Genomic DNA, 16,210 nt, shown 5'->3' with positions numbered 1-16,210 from the left:
CGCCGCGCGTGCCGCGCCCGCCGCGCGTGCCGCGCCCGCCGCGCGTGCCGCGCCCGCCGCGCGTGCCGCGCCCGCCGCGCGTGCCGCGCCCGCCGCGCGTGCCGCGCCCGCCGGGCCGTCCGCGCCCGCCGTACCCGCCGCGCGTGCCGTCCGTACCGCGCGTGCCGTACGCGCCCCTCGCGCCATTCGCCCGCTCCCGTTCCGCCCCCGCCGGGTGCGTGGGGCACGTGGGTGAACGCGCGCGGAGGCCGGAGGGTTACGGCGTGACCCCAGGCCGGAGGGTTACGGCGTGACCGGCTCCGTGGCCGCCGCCGAGGCCTGCGCCTCGCCCCGGCCGAGGATCTGCCGGAAGGTGAACTCGGCGACGTCGTCGCCGATCGTGAAGACGTCCTTGTCCGCCTCCACGACGTTCTTGCCGCTGGTGAAGCCGCCGACCGTGAAGTACACGTACCGGCCGTACGAGTTGGTGGTCTTGCGGCAGATCGAGGGGGCCCGGCAGAAGGTGCCGACCCCGTCGCCGGAGAGCGAGGCGATGCCCCCCTGTGCCTGGTCCTTCGCCTTCAGCGCCTGCGCCTCGCGCCCGAAGACGGCGACGCCGACCGTGACGGCCACCCCGTCCTTGTGGTACGTGGCACGGATGACCTGGTCACAGCTGTTCGCGGCGAGCACGGAGCCCAGCGCGCCCTGGGTGGCCGCGGCGCAGTTGGTGGTGGTCGCGGTGGCGCCCTTGAGGTAGACGCGGTCGCCCATGGTCAGCTTCTTGCCGGGGAACAGGGTGCCCTCGTCGAGGGGCGCCTTGTCCTTGTCGGCGCTGGATATGAACTCCTTCGGGTCCGGCGGCGGCAGCGGGTCCGCCGACGAGAAGGAGGGTTCCGGGTCGGCCCCGCTGTTCGGCGAGTCCGCGCCGCTGGTGGGGAGCCGGCCCGAGGCGTTCTGCGCGTCGGTGTTCTTGTCGCCGCCGTTGTTCATCGAGACGACCGCGGTCGCGACGATCGCGGCGACCGCGCCGGTGGCGAGCACACCGCCGCCGGCCATCAGCCACCGCTTGCGCCGGGTGCGGGCGGCGGAGGCGTCGGCGAGCGCCGCCCAGTCGGGTGTCTGCGCGTTGTACGGCTCCGACGCGGGCGGCTCGTACGGATCCTGCGACTGCGGGTATCCGTAACCGCCCTGCGGCTGCCGTGCTCCGTAAGGATCCTGGTCCGGTGAACCGGGGCCGCCCCACGAAGGGCCCTGCCCCCCCTGCCCATGCCCAAAGCTCATGCGGCGCAGTCTAAAGCCCCGAAGTGAAGGGCGTGTGCCGCGTGTTGCCCCGAAGCGGCCGGGCGTAAACAGAAAACGGTTTGGGAGCCGGGACGTCTCCACCGACAATGCGGAGCATGGGACATCTGGAGGCCGCGCACCTTGAGTACTACCTACCGGACGGGCGGGTGCTGCTCGCCGATGCCTCCTTCCGCGTCGCCGAGGGCTCCGTCGTCGCCCTCGTCGGCGCCAACGGGGCGGGGAAGACCACTCTGCTGAGGATGCTCGCCGGCGAGCTCCGGCCGCACGGCGGCACGGTGAACGTGAGCGGCGGGCTCGGGGTGATGTCGCAGTTCGTCGGCTCGGTCCGGACCGGCGACGACGGCGCGGACAGCGACGAGCGCACCGTCCGTGACCTGCTGGTCTCGGTCGCGCAGCCCCGGATCCGGGAGGCCGCCGAGGCGGTGGACCGGGCCGAGCACGCGATCATGACGGTGGACGACGAGGCCGCGCAGATGGCGTACGCGCAGGCGCTCAGCGACTGGGCGGAGGCGCGCGGCTACGAGGCGGAGACGCTCTGGGACATCTGCACGACGGCCGCGCTGGGCGTCCCGTACGACAAGGCCCAGTTCCGCGCCCTGCGCACGCTCAGCGGCGGCGAGCAGAAGCGGCTGGTTCTGGAGGCGCTGCTGCGCGGCCCCGACGAGGTGCTGCTGCTGGACGAGCCGGACAACTATCTGGACGTGCCGGGCAAGCGGTGGCTGGAGGAGCGGCTCAAGGAGACCCGTAAGACGGTCCTCTTCATCTCCCACGACCGCGAGCTGCTGGCCACGGCGGCCGAGAAGATCGTCAGCGTGGAACCGGGCCCGGCCGGATCGGACGTCTGGGTGCACGGGGCCGGCTTCGCCACGTACCACCAGGCGCGCCGGGAGCGGTTCGCCCGCTTCGAGGAGCTCAAGCGGCGCTGGGAGGAGGAGCACGCCCGGCTGCGGGCGCTGGTGCTCCGGCTCCGGCAGCAGGCGGCGAGCAGCCCCGACATGGCCTCGCGGTACCGGGCGATGCAGACGCGCTTCGCGAAGTTCGAGGAGGCGGGCCCGCCGCCGGAGCCGCCGCGCGAGCAGGAGATCACCATGCGGCTGCGCGGCGGCCGTACCGGCGTACGGGCGCTGACCTGCGTCGGCCTGGAGCTGACCGGCCTGATGAAGCCGTTCTCGCTGGAGGTCTTCTACGGCGAGCGGGTCGCCGTGCTGGGCTCGAACGGCTCCGGGAAGTCGCACTTCCTGCGGCTGCTGGCGGGCGAGGACGTCCGGCACACGGGGGAGTGGAAGCTCGGCGCGCGCGTCCTGCCGGGACACTTCGCGCAGACCCACGCCCACCCGGAGCTGGTCGGGCGGGCGCTGGTGGACATCCTGTGGACGGAGCACGCGAAGGACCGGGGCGCTGCGATGAGCGTCCTGCGCCGGTACGAGCTGGAACGCCAGGGCGACCAGCCCTTCGAGAAGCTCTCCGGCGGCCAGCAGGCGCGCTTCCAGATCCTGCTGCTGGAGCTGGCGGGGACGACGGCGCTGCTCCTGGACGAGCCGACGGACAACCTGGACCTGGAGTCGGCGGAGGCGCTCCAGGAGGGGCTTGAGGCGTATGAGGGGACGGTGCTGGCGGTGACCCACGACCGCTGGTTCGCTCGTACGTTCGACCGCTATCTGGTCTTCGGCTCGGACGGGGTGGTACGGGAGACCTCGGAGCCGGTCTGGGACGAGCGCCGGGTGGTACGGGCGCGGTAGGGGGGCCGGGGGTACGGGACCGACAGGGCCCCGGGGGCGGGGTGTGCCCCTTCCGGGCCCCCTGACCCCCGTTTTGACCGGTGCGGCGGGGCGGCGGTATTCTGCTGGTTCGTTATGCGTATTGGCTTGGTCGTTCTCACGCGAGGGGCCCTTACGCCGGTTCACCGGGCCGATGGACAGCGGCGGTGCACGGGTTGCGTCCCCGTCGTACCTCCAGGGCTGTCGTGATCGTCCGGGTGGCCTTGTCAGGACCCGTCCCACAACCCTCGCGGGCTGCGGGAAACTCATCACTGAAGAAGCGAAGGCATACGACCGTGCGTACGTACAGCCCCAAGCCCGGCGATGTGACGCGCCAGTGGCACATCATCGACGCGCAGGACATCGTCCTGGGCCGTCTGGCGACCACCGCCGCCAACCTTCTGCGCGGGAAGCACAAGCCGATCTACGCGCCGCACGTTGACACCGGTGACTTCGTCATCATCATCAACGCGGACAAGGTGCACCTGTCCGGCAACAAGAAGACCCAGAAGATGGCGTACCGCCACTCGGGCTACCCGGGTGGTCTGCGTTCCGTCCGCTACGACGAGCTGATGGCGAAGAACCCCGAGAAGGCCGTCGAGAAGGCCATCAAGGGCATGATCCCCAAGAACTCCCTGGGCCGTCAGATGATCTCCAAGCTGAAGGTCTACTCGGGCGACCAGCACCCGCACGCTGCCCAGCAGCCGGTGCCGTTCGAGATCACCCAGGTCGCGCAGTAATTCCGGCCACCCCCTAAGACGAAAAGAAATCTGAGGAGCATCGTGGCCGAGACCACTGCAGAGATCCCCGTCGAGGGCGCCGAGGTCGAGGAGACCTATGACGCCGTCACGACCTTCGAGTCGGAGGTGCCCGTAGAGGGCGAGTACACCTCCGAGTCGCTCGCGGGCCGCTTCGGCGACCCGCAGCCGGCGGCCGGCCTGGGCCGCCGCAAGAACGCCATCGCCCGCGTCCGGATCGTCCCGGGCACCGGCAAGTGGAAGATCAACGGCCGCACCCTTGAGGACTACTTCCCCAACAAGGTGCACCAGCAGGCCGTCAACGAGCCCTTCAAGGTGCTTGAGCTGGACAACCGCTACGACGTCATCGCCCGGATCTCCGGTGGCGGCGTCTCCGGCCAGGCCGGTGCGCTGCGCCTCGGCGTGGCCCGCTCGCTCAACGAGGCGGACGTGGACAACAACCGCGCCACGCTGAAGAAGGCCGGCTTCCTGAGCCGCGACGACCGTGCGGTCGAGCGCAAGAAGGCCGGTCTCAAGAAGGCCCGCAAGGCGCCGCAGTACAGCAAGCGCTAATCGCGCGCCGGCCCGCACAGGCTCTTTCACAGCCTTTCGGCCTACCGTTCGCCCCGGCGGCACTCCCGTGCTGCCGGGGCGTTCGTTTATCGCCAGACTCGGGCGTATAACAGCATGCAGGGTGCACGCAGAGCACATGTCTGCTCAATCGCTCGATCTGTCGGTGCATGAATTCGCATTTTCGATGTGTTTTCGCTCGGGGTGGCCGCGGTGACGCCGCCGCGCCGGGCGTCTCTCGGAGGGAGAGCTGTGGGACGACTCTTCGGCACGGATGGTGTGCGCGGTGTCGCCAACGCCGATCTGACGGCTGAGCTGGCGCTCGGTCTGTCGGTCGCTGCGGCGCATGTGCTCGCCGAGGTGGGGACGTTCGAGGGGCACCGGCCCACGGCCGTGGTCGGCCGTGACCCGCGTGCCTCCGGCGAGTTCCTGGAGGCCGCCGTGGTGGCGGGTCTCGCGAGCGCGGGCGTGGACGTCCTGCGCGTCGGTGTGCTGCCCACCCCCGCGGTGGCGTATCTCACCGGTGTGCTGGGCGCCGACCTCGGCGTGATGCTCTCCGCGAGCCACAACGCCATGCCGGACAACGGTGTCAAGTTCTTCGCCCGGGGCGGGCACAAGCTCGCGGACGAGCTGGAGGACCGTATCGAGACGGTGTACGAGCAGCACAGCACCGGCGAGCCGTGGACGCGGCCCACCGGTGCCGGGGTCGGTCGGGTCCGTACGTACGACGAAGGTTTCGATCAGTACGTGGCACACCTGATCGGCGTCCTGCCCAACCGGCTCGACGGCCTGAAGATCGTCCTGGACGAGGCGCACGGCGCGGCGGCCCGGGTCTCGCCGGAGGCGTTCGCGCGCGCGGGCGCCGAGGTCATCACCATCGGCGCCGAGCCGGACGGCCTCAACATCAACGACGGCTGCGGCTCCACCCACCTCGGGCCGCTCCGGGCGGCCGTCGTCGAGCACGGCGCGGACTTCGGCATCGCGCACGACGGCGACGCGGACCGCTGCCTCGCCGTGGACGGCGCGGGCGAGGAGGTCGACGGGGATCAGATCCTCGCCGTCCTGGCGCTCGCGATGCGCGAGGCGGGGACGTTGCGCGGGGACGCGGTGGTCGCCACGGTCATGTCGAACCTCGGCTTCAAGCTGGCCATGGAGCGCGAGGGGATCCGCCTGGTGGAGACGGCGGTCGGCGACCGCTACGTTCTCGAATCGATGAAGGAGCACGGCTACGCCCTGGGCGGCGAACAGTCCGGCCATGTCATCGTCCTCGACCACGCCACCACGGGCGACGGCACCCTGACCGGCCTGATGCTGGCCGCCCGTGTCGCCGCCACCGGCCGCACCCTGGCCGAGCTGGCCGCCGTCATGGACCGCCTCCCCCAGGTCCTGATCAACGTCCCGGACGTCGACAAGTCGCGGGTGGGCACCTCCGCCGAACTGGCCTCGGCGGTAGCGGAAGCGGAGCGCGACCTGGGCACCACGGGCCGTGTCCTCCTCCGCCCCTCGGGCACGGAACCCCTGGTCAGGGTCATGGTCGAGGCAGCGGACATCGGACAGGCCCGCACGGTGGCCGGCCGCCTGGCGGACGCGGTGAAGGCGGCGCTGGGATAGGGGCGGCCCCGTACACCCCGTACGGCGTCACCACCCTCACGTGGTGACGCCGTACGCCCCCGAGCAACTGGAGGCGGCCCCCCGCACCAGGCAGACCCGCAGCTCGTAGCGGCGGCCCTCCGGGAGGTCGCCGGTGGCCCAGGGGCTGACGTACGGCGCGTTGTGGCCGCGGGTGGTGGCGACGCGGCCGACGGGGTTGAGGTACGCCTCTATCCCCCAGGTGTCGGTGGAGGTGTCGGCGACGATCATGGCGTTGCCGGGCCAGCCCAGTACGGGATCCGGGTCGCCGTTCCAGTACACGTACCCGACATGCTTGCCGTTCCTGACGACGACGACCTGGACGTACTTCCGGTTCGCCCCGCCGCCCGCCGACGCCTCGAACGTGACCGACGCCGCCCGGGCGGACCCCGCCCCGGCGGAGAGCAGCCCGGCCGTGAGCACGGCAGTGACCAGCGGCGCGACGCCCCGCCGCAGTAACTTCATGAACCCCACGTCCCTGCCCCGCCCCTGGTCACGCCGTCACGCCTAGTCGTGTACGCGCATTTTCCCGGCTCCCCCACCCCCCTGACCAGCGGGCCCGCGTCAAACAACGGCCCGGCCATGTGGCACTCCACAGGATTGCGCTCCGCAGGGCGGTGGGTGTACGCGGAACGATGGTCATACGGACACCCGGCCGGCCCCCCCCGGCGCGCTCCCGGGTGACTCGGTCAGGCCGAGGAGAGCTGTTCCGCTATCTCCTTGACCCAGGCGGCGCTCTTCGCCGGGTCGTCGAGGGAGTTCGCCCACTCGTCCGGGGTCATCCGCTGGTTGGCGGGGCCCGCCTTGAGGGCGACGAGAAGGGCCCTGGCCGAGCTCCGCATCTCCGGGGTCGTGTCGCCGTGCCCCTTGACGTCCGGGCCCGCCGCCAGTCCGTAGAGTTTGCGCGCCATGGCCTGGCGTTCGCCGTTCTCCACCTTCTTCCAGAACTTCAGGGCCTCCTTCAGCGCGTCCTCGCGCGAGGCGGGCTCCCTCGTGCTCCCCTCCGGCGCCCAGCGTTCGGGGTGGCGGGCCCCGTCGTAGCGCTTCTTGCCGGCGCGGCCCGCCTTGTACGCGGTGACGCCGAGGATGAGACCGGCCGCGCCCGCGGCGAGGCCCCAGCCGACCGGGTTGCTCGCCAGCCCGGCTCCGCCCGCCGTGGCGGCGACCGCCGTGACGACGCCGCCCGCGGCCTTGGTGGACTCGCCCACCGCCGTCAGCGCCTGCTTGCCCATCTTGTGGCGCTGCTTGCCGAGCGCGTAGTTGTGCACCGTGTCCATCGTCTTGACGTCGTCGGCCCGCCGGAAGTCCCGGCCGGCGTCACGGGCCTCACCCATCGCCGCCCAGGCCGTGTCGATCGCCTCGGAGACGCGCTCCAGCCGGCCCTCGTCCTCGTGGTCCCACTGGGCGTCCAGCGCGACGTACGCCTCGGCCGCGGCCCACTCGGCCTGCTGCCGCGCCTGGTCCAGGCGGGCCAGCGCCTCCTCGTCGGCGTGTTCGGGCGCCCCCAGCTTCTTGATGGCCCGGTACTTGCGGGCCGTCAGACCGGTGCGGGCCGCCGCACGGACGCCCTTCGCCGCGCCGACGATTCCGGAGCCGATACCGCTCGCCTCGGACACCGCGGCGGCGTTCGCCACCTTGTGAACCTTGGTCAGCTCCTTGGCGACACCGAGGGCGTAGTTCGCCGCGCCGGCCGAGCTGACGATCGCGTCGGCCGACTTGGAGTTGGCCTTCTTGTCCGCTCCGTGGAAGGCGGCGCCGCTCTGGTGCTTCTTGGCGTCCTTCCGGGCCTTGGCCGCCTCCATGCCGCTGAGCACGGCGCCCGCGGCCTCCTGGGCGAAGCCCTCCGAGGCGGCGGCGCTCCCCGAGACGCCGACGGAGCTTTTGAGGCCGCTGTCGGCGGTGGCGGCGGCGTGCTGGGAGAAGCCCGAGTTGGAAGGGGTGTGGATGCCCTTGACGAAAGTGTCGATGAATTCGAGATTCTTCTTGACCTTGTCGAGGATCCCGGCGATCCGGTCACGGAAACCCTTCGCCCCGGCAGCCGCGACCCGCCTCTCCGGCGCGGGGGGTCGACTGGTGGCCGCCGGTGTCTCGCCCGTCGCCGGTGTCCCCGCTCTCGCCGTTCTCCTGGCCCGCTGCACCACCGCGCTCGCGGCCCGGTTGCCGGCGGTGGACTGGACCTGGAGGAGGGCACGCTCCGCCGCGTTCCCGGCCGGAGCGCCGGCCGGGTTCCGACTTCGGCTCCGGCTCCCGCTCTGCTGCTGGGACGGCGTAAAGGCAGCCGCGGACTGGCGAGTTGAGGTGCGGTAGACCGGGGTGCTCATGGATCTGTCTCTCGTGCGCCGGACCAGGGCAAGGGACAGTAGCCAGGCAGGGCTAACGGAAGGCGTGCGCCGGGGAAAATCCTCAGGGATCACGCGGAACGCCTTGATCACGCTCCACTCTCCGTTCACCTTCCCTTCTCCTTGAAGACTCCTGAAATAAACCCGTGATTCTCATGGGCTCCTCATGCGCCGTTGGTTGCGTAGGCCAGGCCGGTCGGTCGGTCCGCAACGTACGAGCAAGGAGGCGCATGGTGTTCCTGGCGAAGCCGGACAGCGGCGAGGGCGGGGAGGGCGGGGAGGAGGAGGCGTTGCATGTGGCCAGTCGGCTGCATGCGTTCAACCGGTTCGAGCTGAAGTATCTGGTTCCGGTGGAGCAGGCCGCCGAGATCCGGGACGAGCTGGGCGAGCGGATGGACCGGGATCTGCACAGTCCGGCCGGCGGGTACGGGGTGTGGAGTCTGTACTACGACACCCCTCAGCTCCGGTTCTACTGGGAGAAGATCGAGGGGCTCAAGTTCCGCCGCAAGCTGCGTATACGGCACTACGGCAACCCCGATGGCGTCACCGACGACTCGCCGGTCTGCGTGGAGATCAAGCAGCGCGTCAACCGGGTCACCCAGAAGCGCCGTATCACCCTCCCCTACGGCGTGGCACGGCAGTTGTGCGACGGCCGGGAGATGGTGGCCCACTCGGCCAAGGAGAGCGCCTTCGTCCAGGAGGTTCTCGAACTGGTCGTACGGCTGAACCTGCGGCCCACCGCCATCACCGGCTACCAGCGGGAAGCCCTGGTCGGGCGGGATGCCGACACCGGGCTGCGGGTCACCTTCGACCGCCGGATCCGGGGCCGGGACCGGGACTTCGGCCTCGGCATCGCGACGCCCGAGAACCGGTTCACGATCCCGCCGCACCTGTCGGTCATGGAGATCAAGGTCAACGAGCGGACCCCGCACTGGATCACCGACCTCGCCGCCCGGCGCAACCTCAATCTGGTGCGCATCTCGAAGTACGTGCAGTCCATCGAGGCGTTCGGGCTCGCCCCTCGGTCGGTTTTCCATGTCGATGAGGCGGATTGTCCGCCCGTCACCCCCACCACCCCCACCACCCCCACTGAAGAGAAGCAGTCGTCCGGGCTGCTGTCGGCGCGGCACGACGCGTCGTCGGAAAACGCGACGTCGCGGGACGCGTCGTCGAAGGTAGGAGCGCCGTGAATTTCGATCTCGAACTACAGGAACTCAGCGGCACGTTCAGCGTGGCCGATGTCGTGGCGGCGATGGCGCTGTCGTTCGTCCTCTCCACGCTCATCGGTTACGCGTACCGCTACACGCACCGCAACGTCTCCTACAGCCAGTCCTACGTGCAGACCCTGGTCATCGTCGGCATGATCGTCGCCTTGATCATGCTGGTCGTCGGATCGAACCTGGCGCGGGCCTTCTCGCTGGTCGGAGCCTTGTCCGTGGTCCGCTTCCGTAACGCGGTCAAGGAGACCAGGGATGTCGGCTTCATCTTCCTGGCGATGGCCATCGGCATGGCCTGCGGCGCCCGCTTCTACACGCTGGCGGCGGTGGGCGCCGTCGTGATCTGCGCGGTCATCCTGGTGATGTTCAAGTTCAACTGGTTCGCGCTGAATGTGCAGCGGCAGGTCGTCAAGGTCCAGGTCCCGGCCGGTGAGGACTACACGCCGCAGATCCGTGACGTACTGATCAAGTACACGAGCGAGTTCGAGCTGGTGAGCACCGAGACCATCCGGGGCGGCGCGCTGAACGAGGTCTTCTACACGGTGCGCCTGAAGAAGGGCGCCGAGCCCGGCGATCTGGTCAGCGCCCTCCAGGAACGCACCTCCGGGCAGCGGGTGACCGTCCTGACCGGTTATGACACGACGGACCTGTGATGGGACGGCGGAAGAGCGCCGCCGCCGTCCGGCACGGGCGGCGACGACTGGGGCTACGGCTACGGGACCGGGTGCCCGTCCGGCTGCGCCACCACTGGAAGCCGACTGCGGCGCTGGGCGTCGGGCTCGCCGCGCTGGTCGCCTTCCTCGGGGACGCGCGGATCTCCCCGTACGTCACCTCGTCCTCGCGCGTCGAGGCGGACGCCATCACCGACGACGTCCGGGGGACGGTGGAGCTGTACGACGCCACGGTGCCGCACTCCGTGCAACTCACCTATCAGCAGACCGACTTCGACAAGATGATGAAGGAGTACAAGGAGGACGGCACCAAGGAGTACATCAAGGCCGACCTCGTCATCGACGGTGTCTATCTGAACGACGTCGGGATCCGTCTCAAGGGGAACTCCACACTGTCGTCCCTGCGCGGGAACAGGGGCATGCCCGGTGGCGGCCGGAACATGCCCCAGCGCGCGGGGGGCGCTCCGGCCGGCGGGGCCGCGCCTGGAGGGGGCGCCTCTGAAGGGGCCGCCTCTGAAGGGGGCGGTCCGGCCGCTGGGGACGCTGCTGGTGCTGGTGCTGGTGCTGGTGCTGGTGCCGGAGGTGGCAATGGTGCCCAAGAGGCCGGTGGGCCCGGCGGTCCCGGCGGTCCCGGGGGCATGGTGCAGTACAACCTCTCCGCCGAGAAGCCCGAGGAGCTGCCCTGGCTCGTCAAGATCGACGAGTACGTCGAAGGGCGCGCCTACCAGGGCGAGCGGGAGATCTCGCTGCGCCCCGGCAGCAACGGACAGGTGCCCCTCAACGAGGCGCTGTCGCTGGCCCTGACCAAGGAGAGCGGCGAGAAGGCCGAGCGCTACAGCTTCACCCAGCTCAAGGTGAACAACCGGCCGGCGGTCGCCCGGCTCATGGTCGAGGCGCCCGACACCGACTACGCCGACGACCTCGCCGACGGCAACGGCGTGCTCTACAAGGCGAGGGCGGGCGGCAGGTTCGAGTACGCCGGTGACGACCCGACCGCGTACGAGAAGTCCTTCAAGCAGCTCAACAAGAAGGGCAGCCAGGATCTCGAACCGGTGATGAGGCTCATCAAGTGGGCCGACAGCGCCTCGGACAAGGAGTTCGCCCGCGATCTGGGCACGTATGTCGAGGTCGAATCGCTGGCCACGTACATCGCCACGCAGAACCTGCTGCTGAACGGCGACGACATGGCGGGCCCGGGCAACAACTACCTCCTCTGGTACGACCTGGACACCAAGAAGTTCTCCGTCCTGGGCTGGGACTACAACCTGGCCTTCAGCGGGGACGCGGAAGCCGGGCCGGAGGACCGGGTCGGCATCGGCGGCGGAATGCCCGTCGGGGAAGGCTCGGGCGGGATCCCGGAGGGGTTCCCGGAAGGGATGCCCCAGGTACCCCAGGAGATCCCGGAAGGGTTCCCCGGAGGGGCGGCCGGCGGTGGGCCGGACGGTGCGGGCGGCAACGGGGGCGGTAACGGAGCCGGTAACGGAGACGGCAATGGAGCAGGGGGCGAGGGAGGTCAGCGGAGGATGCTCGGGGGGCACGTCCTGAAGACCAAGTTCCTCGACTCCGACGACTTCGACGGCGTCTACAAGAAGGTGTACCGGGAGCTGTACGAGAAGCTCTATGCCTCGGGTACGGCGGCGGAGGCGCTGAAGACGCTCGGGGAGCAGGCCCGCGCCGCGGGGGCCGGTTCCCAGGAGCTGGACACCGCTCTGACCGGGCTCACCACGACCGTCACCGACCGCGCGGCGGCCCTGGCCAAGGACAAGGCCGTGACGGGGGCGGCGGGGACATGACGTGGACGTGACGTAGGCGTGACCGGCTGAGCCCGCCCGGCGCCCCGGGCCTCCCGCCCCCTGAGGGCCTGGCCCGGGGCGCCGGATCCGGCCCCGTACCGACGTCATGCACGGCCCCCGGACCCGCCCCCCTCTCCGTATCCAGCCCCCGCACAGGTTCCCCTCCTACCCTGGCGCTCGCACGGCCGGCCCCGGCCCCCCGGCCCGGCCTGCCCGTACCCCGAGGTGCTGAACGTGACCGACCCGTACGCCCCAGTCCCAGCCCCAGTCCCTATCCCCGCACCCGCAGCCGCCCCCGCTCCCGTCCGCACGAACCCCGCCGGGCACACCGTCCTGGTCGTGGAGGACGACGCCAGCATCCGTACCCTCCTCACCTCGGCGCTCGGCGTCGCCGGGTACACGGTGGTGAGCGCGGCCAGTGGCCAGGAGGGCATGTTCGAGGCCGGTAACCGGCGGCCCCACCTGATCGTCCTCGACGTCATGCTGCCCGACACCGACGGCTTCGAGTTCACCCGCGCCCTGCGCGCGCAGGGCGTCTACACGCCGGTGCTCTTCCTCACCGCCCGTACCGGGGTCGAGGACCGCATCATCGGGCTCAGCTCCGGCGGCGACGACTACGTCACCAAGCCCTTCCACGTCCAGGAGGTGCTGCTGCGGATACGGGCCATCCTGCGCCGCAGCAACGCCCCGGCCTCCGCCGACGCGACCGGGGCCCGTCCGCCCCGGCCGCCGCTGCGGTACGCCGACCTCACCCTGGACGAGGGCGGTCACGAGGTACGGCGCGGGGGCCGCCTCCTGAAGCTCTCGCCGACCGAGTTCCGGCTGCTGGCCTGCCTGCTGGCGCACCCCGAGCGCGTGCTGACGAAGGCCGGGATCCTCCAGCAGGTCTGGCGGTACGACTTCGCCGGCGACACCCGCATCGTGGACACGTACGTCAAGAACCTGCGCCGCAAGATCGACCGCGAGCCGCCCGCGCTGATCCACACGGTGCGCGGCGTCGGCTACTGCCTCCGCCTGCCACGCGACGAGCCCCCCACGCCCCCCACACCCCCCACACCCCCGACACCCCCGACACCCCCGACACCCCCGACACCCCCGACACCCCCCAAGGCTCCCCAGTGAGGTGGCCCCGCCGCCTCCGCCCGCGCTCGCTCCGCAGCCGCCTCGTCCTGATCGCCTCCCTGCTCGCCACCAGCGCCGTCCTCCTCTGCCAGCTCGCCGGGCTCACCGTTCTCCGGGGCTGGCTCACCGACCAGGTCGACGACCGGCTCGCCCGCTTCCGGCCCCCGGAACCCGCCTACGCGGACATCCTCGCCGCGGAAGCCGCCGACATCGGCACACTCCGCCCGGGGCGCCCGCACGACGACGTACTCCCCTCCGACTACCGGGTCTACTTCTACGACGCGGCGGGCGACCTGCTCGACGCCTCCCTGGCCAGCGGCGGCAGCGAGGAGGGCCCCCGCCTCCCTCGCCACGCGGCGGACCTGGACTCGGCCGTCGGGAAGCCCAGGACCGTACCGGACGCGGACGACGCGGCAGGCCGCTCCGGCTGGCGCGTGATGGTGCACTCCGGGCCCGACCGCATGTACGCCGTCGTCGCGCTCCCGCTGGACACCGTGGACGGTGCCACCACCAAACTCCTCTGGCTCAGCCTCAGTCTCGGGGCCGCCGTCGCCGCCGGTGTGGTCGTCCTCGGCAACGGCGCCGTCCGGCTGGGGCTGCGCCCGCTCACCCGGGTCGAGCACACCGCGCGGCACATCACCGAGGGCGCGCTGCCCGACGTCCCCGTCGCGGACCCGGACACCGAGGTCGGCCGGCTCGGCCTGGCCCTCAACACCATGCTCGACCGGCTGCGCGCCGCGCTCCAGCGCAGGGAGGCGTCCGAGGCACAGCTCCGCCGCTTCATGGCGGACGCGGGGCACGAACTGCGTACGCCGCTCACCGCGATCCAGGGGTTCTCGGAGCTCCTCCTCGACGAGCCGGACATGTCCGTACGGCGGCGGCGCGAGGCACACGCTCTGATCGCCCACAACGCCGACCGTATGAGCCGCCTCGTGGAGGACCTGTTTCTCCTCGCCAAGCTCGGCGACACCCCGGCCGCGCACCGGGAATCCGTCGATCTCCTCTCCCTGGCCGCCGACGCCATCGCGACCACGGCGGTACGCCACCCCGCCCGCCCCATCACCCTGGAGCCGCTCACCACCCACCCGACCGCCCCCGCCCCTTCTCCCGTGCCTTCTCCGGCCCCCTCTCCCGACCTGGACGTCATCGAGGCCCCCGGCGACCCCCACCAGCTCGCCCAGGTGCTGGGCAATCTGCTCGCCAACGCCTGCGCGCACACCCCCGCCGCCACCGCCGTCCACGTCCGCGTAGGCGCCACCCGCACCCCTCAACCCGGCAGCGGCCCCGCCCCGGGCTCCCTCGGGAGCGGCCCCCCACTACCCCCCGGCACCCCCGTCAACGTCATCGAGGTCGCCGACGAGGGCCCGGGAATCGACCCCGCCGAAGCCCCGCGCGTCTTCGACCGCTTCTACCGCGCGACGCCGCTCCACCGGCCGTCCGTACGGACCCGGGCGTACGGGGCCGATGGCGACCCCGACCCCGACCCCGGGTCCGGGCTAGGGCTCGCCATCGCCGCCGCCATCGCGACGGCCCACGGCGGACGCCTCGAACTCGACAACCGCCCCGGCGAGGGCTGCGTCTTCCGCCTCCTCCTCCCGGACCCGGCAGACGGCACCTGACCAGGCCGACAGCATGGCGGGGGGCTACTTCCCCTCCGCGCCCTCCCACAAGGCAGTGGTACGTCCTGCGATGACCCCGCCCATCCGCCCCAGCAGCTCTTCGACCGGCAGCCCAGGCACCCTGCGGCCGTCCCGGAGCCGCAGCGCCACCTGCCCTGCCGCCGCCTCCCGGGCGCCGATCACCGTCTGGTACGGAACGAGCCGCCCGCCCCGGATCCGGGCCCCCAGGGTGCCGTGTTCCGGGCCGCTGAGTTCCGCCCGTACCCCCTGATCGGTGGCGCGGCGGACCAGTTCGGCGGCCGGGGCCAGCTCGGCGGCGGAGACCGGGAGGACCGTGAGCTGGGTCGGGGCGAGCCAGGCGGGGAACGCGCCGCCGTGGACCTCGATCAGGTGCGCCATGGCCCGCTCCATGCTGCCTATGACACTGCGGTGCACCATGACAGGACGGTGCCGTGCCCCGTCCGCGCCGATGTAGCGCAGCCCGAACCGCTCCGGCTGGTGGAAGTCGACCTGAACGGTCGAGAGCGTCGCCTCGCGCCCCGCGCCGTCGGCGATCTGCACGTCGATCTTCGGCCCGTAGAACGCCGCCTCGCCCTCCTCCGCCTCGTACGCCACCCCGGCCCGCTCCAGCGCCTCCCGCAGTACCCCGGCGGCCCGCTCCCACATCCCCTCCGGGCCCGCCACGTACGACGCACCAGTCCCGCCGGTCCCGCCCGGACCCGGGAGCGAGAGCCGGTGGCGCACCGGCCGGATCCCCAGCGCCGCGTACGCCCGCCCGATCAGCTCCAGCGCCCCGTACGCCTCTTCGGCCGCCTGCTCCGGGGTGCAGAAGATGTGCGCGTCGTTGAGCTGGATCGACCGTACGCGGGTGAGGCCGCCCAGTACACCGGAGCGCTCGGCCCGGTACATGCCCCCCAACTCGGCGATACGGAGCGGGAGTTCGCGGTAACTGTGGGTGCGCGAGCGGTAGATCAGGGCATGGTGGGGGCAGAGGCTGGGGCGGAGCACGACCTGCTCGCCGCCGAGTTCCATCGGCGGGAACATGTCGTCGCTGTAGTGCGACCAGTGTCCGGAGATCTCGTACAGCTCGCGCTTGCCGAGCACGGGCGAGTACACGTGGCGGTACCCGGCCCGCCGCTCCAGGTCCCGTACGTACTCCTCCAGGGTGTGCCGTACGGTCGCGCCGTCCGGCAGCCAGTAGGGGAGCCCCGCGCCCATCAGCGGGTCGGTGTCGAAGAGGTCCAGGGCACGGCCCACCCTGCGGTGGTCGGGGGCTCCGTCGGACGTCTGGCCGGGGGTCTCCCGGGGGTGGTCCCCCGGGGGCGGGGGCATCTCGGGGGGCATCGCGGTCATCGGGGGTCTCCTCGCTGGGGAGGGAGCGGGTGACCCGACGGCGAAGCCCCGGGGCACTCGCCCCGGGGCTTCGGACTCGGTCAGCAGTCAGCGCGCCGGGACACTCTCCGGCGTCGTCGTCA

Annotated in this window: 14 protein-coding genes; 9 read left to right on the top strand and 5 right to left on the bottom strand. The window is 71.6% G+C overall.

Going from position 1 to position 16,210, the window contains the following annotated elements:
- Together AB0O07_RS24500 and AB0O07_RS24495 are read right to left on the bottom strand one after the other, a co-directional pair.
- Positions 1-186: hypothetical protein (locus AB0O07_RS24500; RefSeq protein ID WP_365636712.1), on the bottom strand; the 186-nt coding region annotated here is incomplete at its 3' end.
- A 96-nt stretch (positions 187-282) separates the two neighbouring features.
- Positions 283-1,260, bottom strand: a complete 978-nt coding sequence (locus AB0O07_RS24495) for a hypothetical protein (protein ID WP_365636710.1) — start codon at positions 1,258-1,260, stop codon at positions 283-285.
- Between the two features lie 116 nt (positions 1,261-1,376).
- Here AB0O07_RS24495 and AB0O07_RS24490 point away from each other — a divergent pair, with 116 nt between their 5' ends.
- The 4 genes from AB0O07_RS24490 (at position 1,377) to glmM (ending at position 5,956) form a co-directional block, all read left to right on the top strand.
- On the top strand, positions 1,377-3,020 hold the full coding sequence (locus AB0O07_RS24490; protein ID WP_365636708.1) for an ATP-binding cassette domain-containing protein: 1,644 nt from the start codon (positions 1,377-1,379) through the stop codon (positions 3,018-3,020).
- 314 nt (positions 3,021-3,334) lie between these two features.
- Entirely contained in the window at positions 3,335-3,778 is a 444-nt protein-coding gene (rplM, locus tag AB0O07_RS24485; RefSeq protein WP_365636707.1) for a 50S ribosomal protein L13, read from the top strand.
- Between the two features lie 42 nt (positions 3,779-3,820).
- Positions 3,821-4,348 (top strand): 30S ribosomal protein S9, encoded by a 528-nt coding sequence (gene rpsI, locus AB0O07_RS24480; RefSeq protein WP_365636704.1) that lies wholly within the window; start codon positions 3,821-3,823, stop codon positions 4,346-4,348.
- A gap of 249 nt (positions 4,349-4,597) precedes the next feature.
- Positions 4,598-5,956 (top strand): phosphoglucosamine mutase, encoded by a 1,359-nt coding sequence (gene glmM, locus AB0O07_RS24475; RefSeq protein WP_365636702.1) that lies wholly within the window; start codon positions 4,598-4,600, stop codon positions 5,954-5,956.
- 36 nt (positions 5,957-5,992) lie between these two features.
- Here the strand turns inward: glmM and AB0O07_RS24470 are convergent, their stop codons facing one another.
- Together AB0O07_RS24470 and AB0O07_RS24465 are read right to left on the bottom strand one after the other, a co-directional pair.
- Positions 5,993-6,439 (bottom strand): hypothetical protein, encoded by a 447-nt coding sequence (locus AB0O07_RS24470; protein WP_365636699.1) that lies wholly within the window; start codon positions 6,437-6,439, stop codon positions 5,993-5,995.
- 224 nt (positions 6,440-6,663) lie between these two features.
- Complete coding sequence (locus tag AB0O07_RS24465) at positions 6,664-8,295, bottom strand: hypothetical protein (RefSeq protein ID WP_365636697.1); 1,632 nt, start codon at positions 8,293-8,295, stop codon at positions 6,664-6,666.
- Between the two features lie 248 nt (positions 8,296-8,543).
- Between AB0O07_RS24465 and AB0O07_RS24460 the strand changes: the two genes are divergently transcribed.
- The 5 genes from AB0O07_RS24460 (at position 8,544) to AB0O07_RS24440 (ending at position 14,735) form a co-directional block, all read left to right on the top strand.
- Positions 8,544-9,503: a polyphosphate polymerase domain-containing protein gene (locus tag AB0O07_RS24460; protein WP_365636695.1), complete on the top strand. Its 960-nt coding sequence runs from the start codon at positions 8,544-8,546 to the stop codon at positions 9,501-9,503.
- Positions 9,500-10,183, top strand: coding sequence for a DUF4956 domain-containing protein (locus AB0O07_RS24455; RefSeq protein ID WP_365636692.1), 684 nt, complete (start codon positions 9,500-9,502; stop codon positions 10,181-10,183). The genes AB0O07_RS24460 and AB0O07_RS24455 overlap by 4 nt, the downstream gene beginning before the upstream one ends.
- Positions 10,183-11,994, top strand: coding sequence for a CotH kinase family protein (locus AB0O07_RS24450; RefSeq protein ID WP_365636690.1), 1,812 nt, complete (start codon positions 10,183-10,185; stop codon positions 11,992-11,994). The genes AB0O07_RS24455 and AB0O07_RS24450 overlap by 1 nt, the downstream gene beginning before the upstream one ends.
- A gap of 339 nt (positions 11,995-12,333) precedes the next feature.
- Positions 12,334-13,116 carry a response regulator transcription factor gene (locus AB0O07_RS24445; protein WP_365636688.1) on the top strand — a complete coding sequence of 261 codons (783 nt, stop codon included), beginning with the start codon at positions 12,334-12,336 and terminating at the stop codon, positions 13,114-13,116.
- A complete protein-coding gene (locus AB0O07_RS24440) occupies positions 13,113-14,735 on the top strand; it encodes a HAMP domain-containing sensor histidine kinase (protein WP_365636686.1) in 1,623 nt (540 codons plus the stop codon). The genes AB0O07_RS24445 and AB0O07_RS24440 overlap by 4 nt, the downstream gene beginning before the upstream one ends.
- 24 nt (positions 14,736-14,759) lie before the next feature.
- On the opposite strand, the gene thrS is transcribed toward AB0O07_RS24440, so the two are convergent.
- Positions 14,760-16,088 (bottom strand): threonine--tRNA ligase, encoded by a 1,329-nt coding sequence (gene thrS / locus AB0O07_RS24435; protein WP_365636685.1) that lies wholly within the window; start codon positions 16,086-16,088, stop codon positions 14,760-14,762.
- Between the last annotated feature and the right edge of the window lie 122 nt (positions 16,089-16,210).

The sequence above is a fragment of the Streptomyces sp. NPDC093085 genome, from assembly GCF_040683935.1.
Taxonomy (GTDB): Bacteria; Actinomycetota; Actinomycetes; order Streptomycetales; family Streptomycetaceae; genus Streptomyces.
Note: the sequence above shows the minus strand (reverse complement) of the source record. Positions and strands in the feature narration are given on the sequence as shown.

Bases quoted from the DNA above. Each gene is read 5' to 3' on its own strand.
- thrS (WP_365636685.1), bottom strand. From the start codon at position 16,088: ATGACCGCGATGCCCCCCGAGATGCCCCCGCCCCCGGGGGACCACCCC.
- AB0O07_RS24470 (WP_365636699.1), bottom strand. From the start codon at position 6,439: ATGAAGTTACTGCGGCGGGGCGTCGCGCCGCTGGTCACTGCCGTGCTC.
- AB0O07_RS24465 (WP_365636697.1), bottom strand. From the start codon at position 8,295: ATGAGCACCCCGGTCTACCGCACCTCAACTCGCCAGTCCGCGGCTGCC.
- AB0O07_RS24450 (WP_365636690.1), top strand. From the start codon at position 10,183: ATGGGACGGCGGAAGAGCGCCGCCGCCGTCCGGCACGGGCGGCGACGA.
- AB0O07_RS24495 (WP_365636710.1), bottom strand. From the start codon at position 1,260: ATGAGCTTTGGGCATGGGCAGGGGGGGCAGGGCCCTTCGTGGGGCGGC.
- AB0O07_RS24460 (WP_365636695.1), top strand. From the start codon at position 8,544: ATGGTGTTCCTGGCGAAGCCGGACAGCGGCGAGGGCGGGGAGGGCGGG.
- AB0O07_RS24490 (WP_365636708.1), top strand. From the start codon at position 1,377: ATGGGACATCTGGAGGCCGCGCACCTTGAGTACTACCTACCGGACGGG.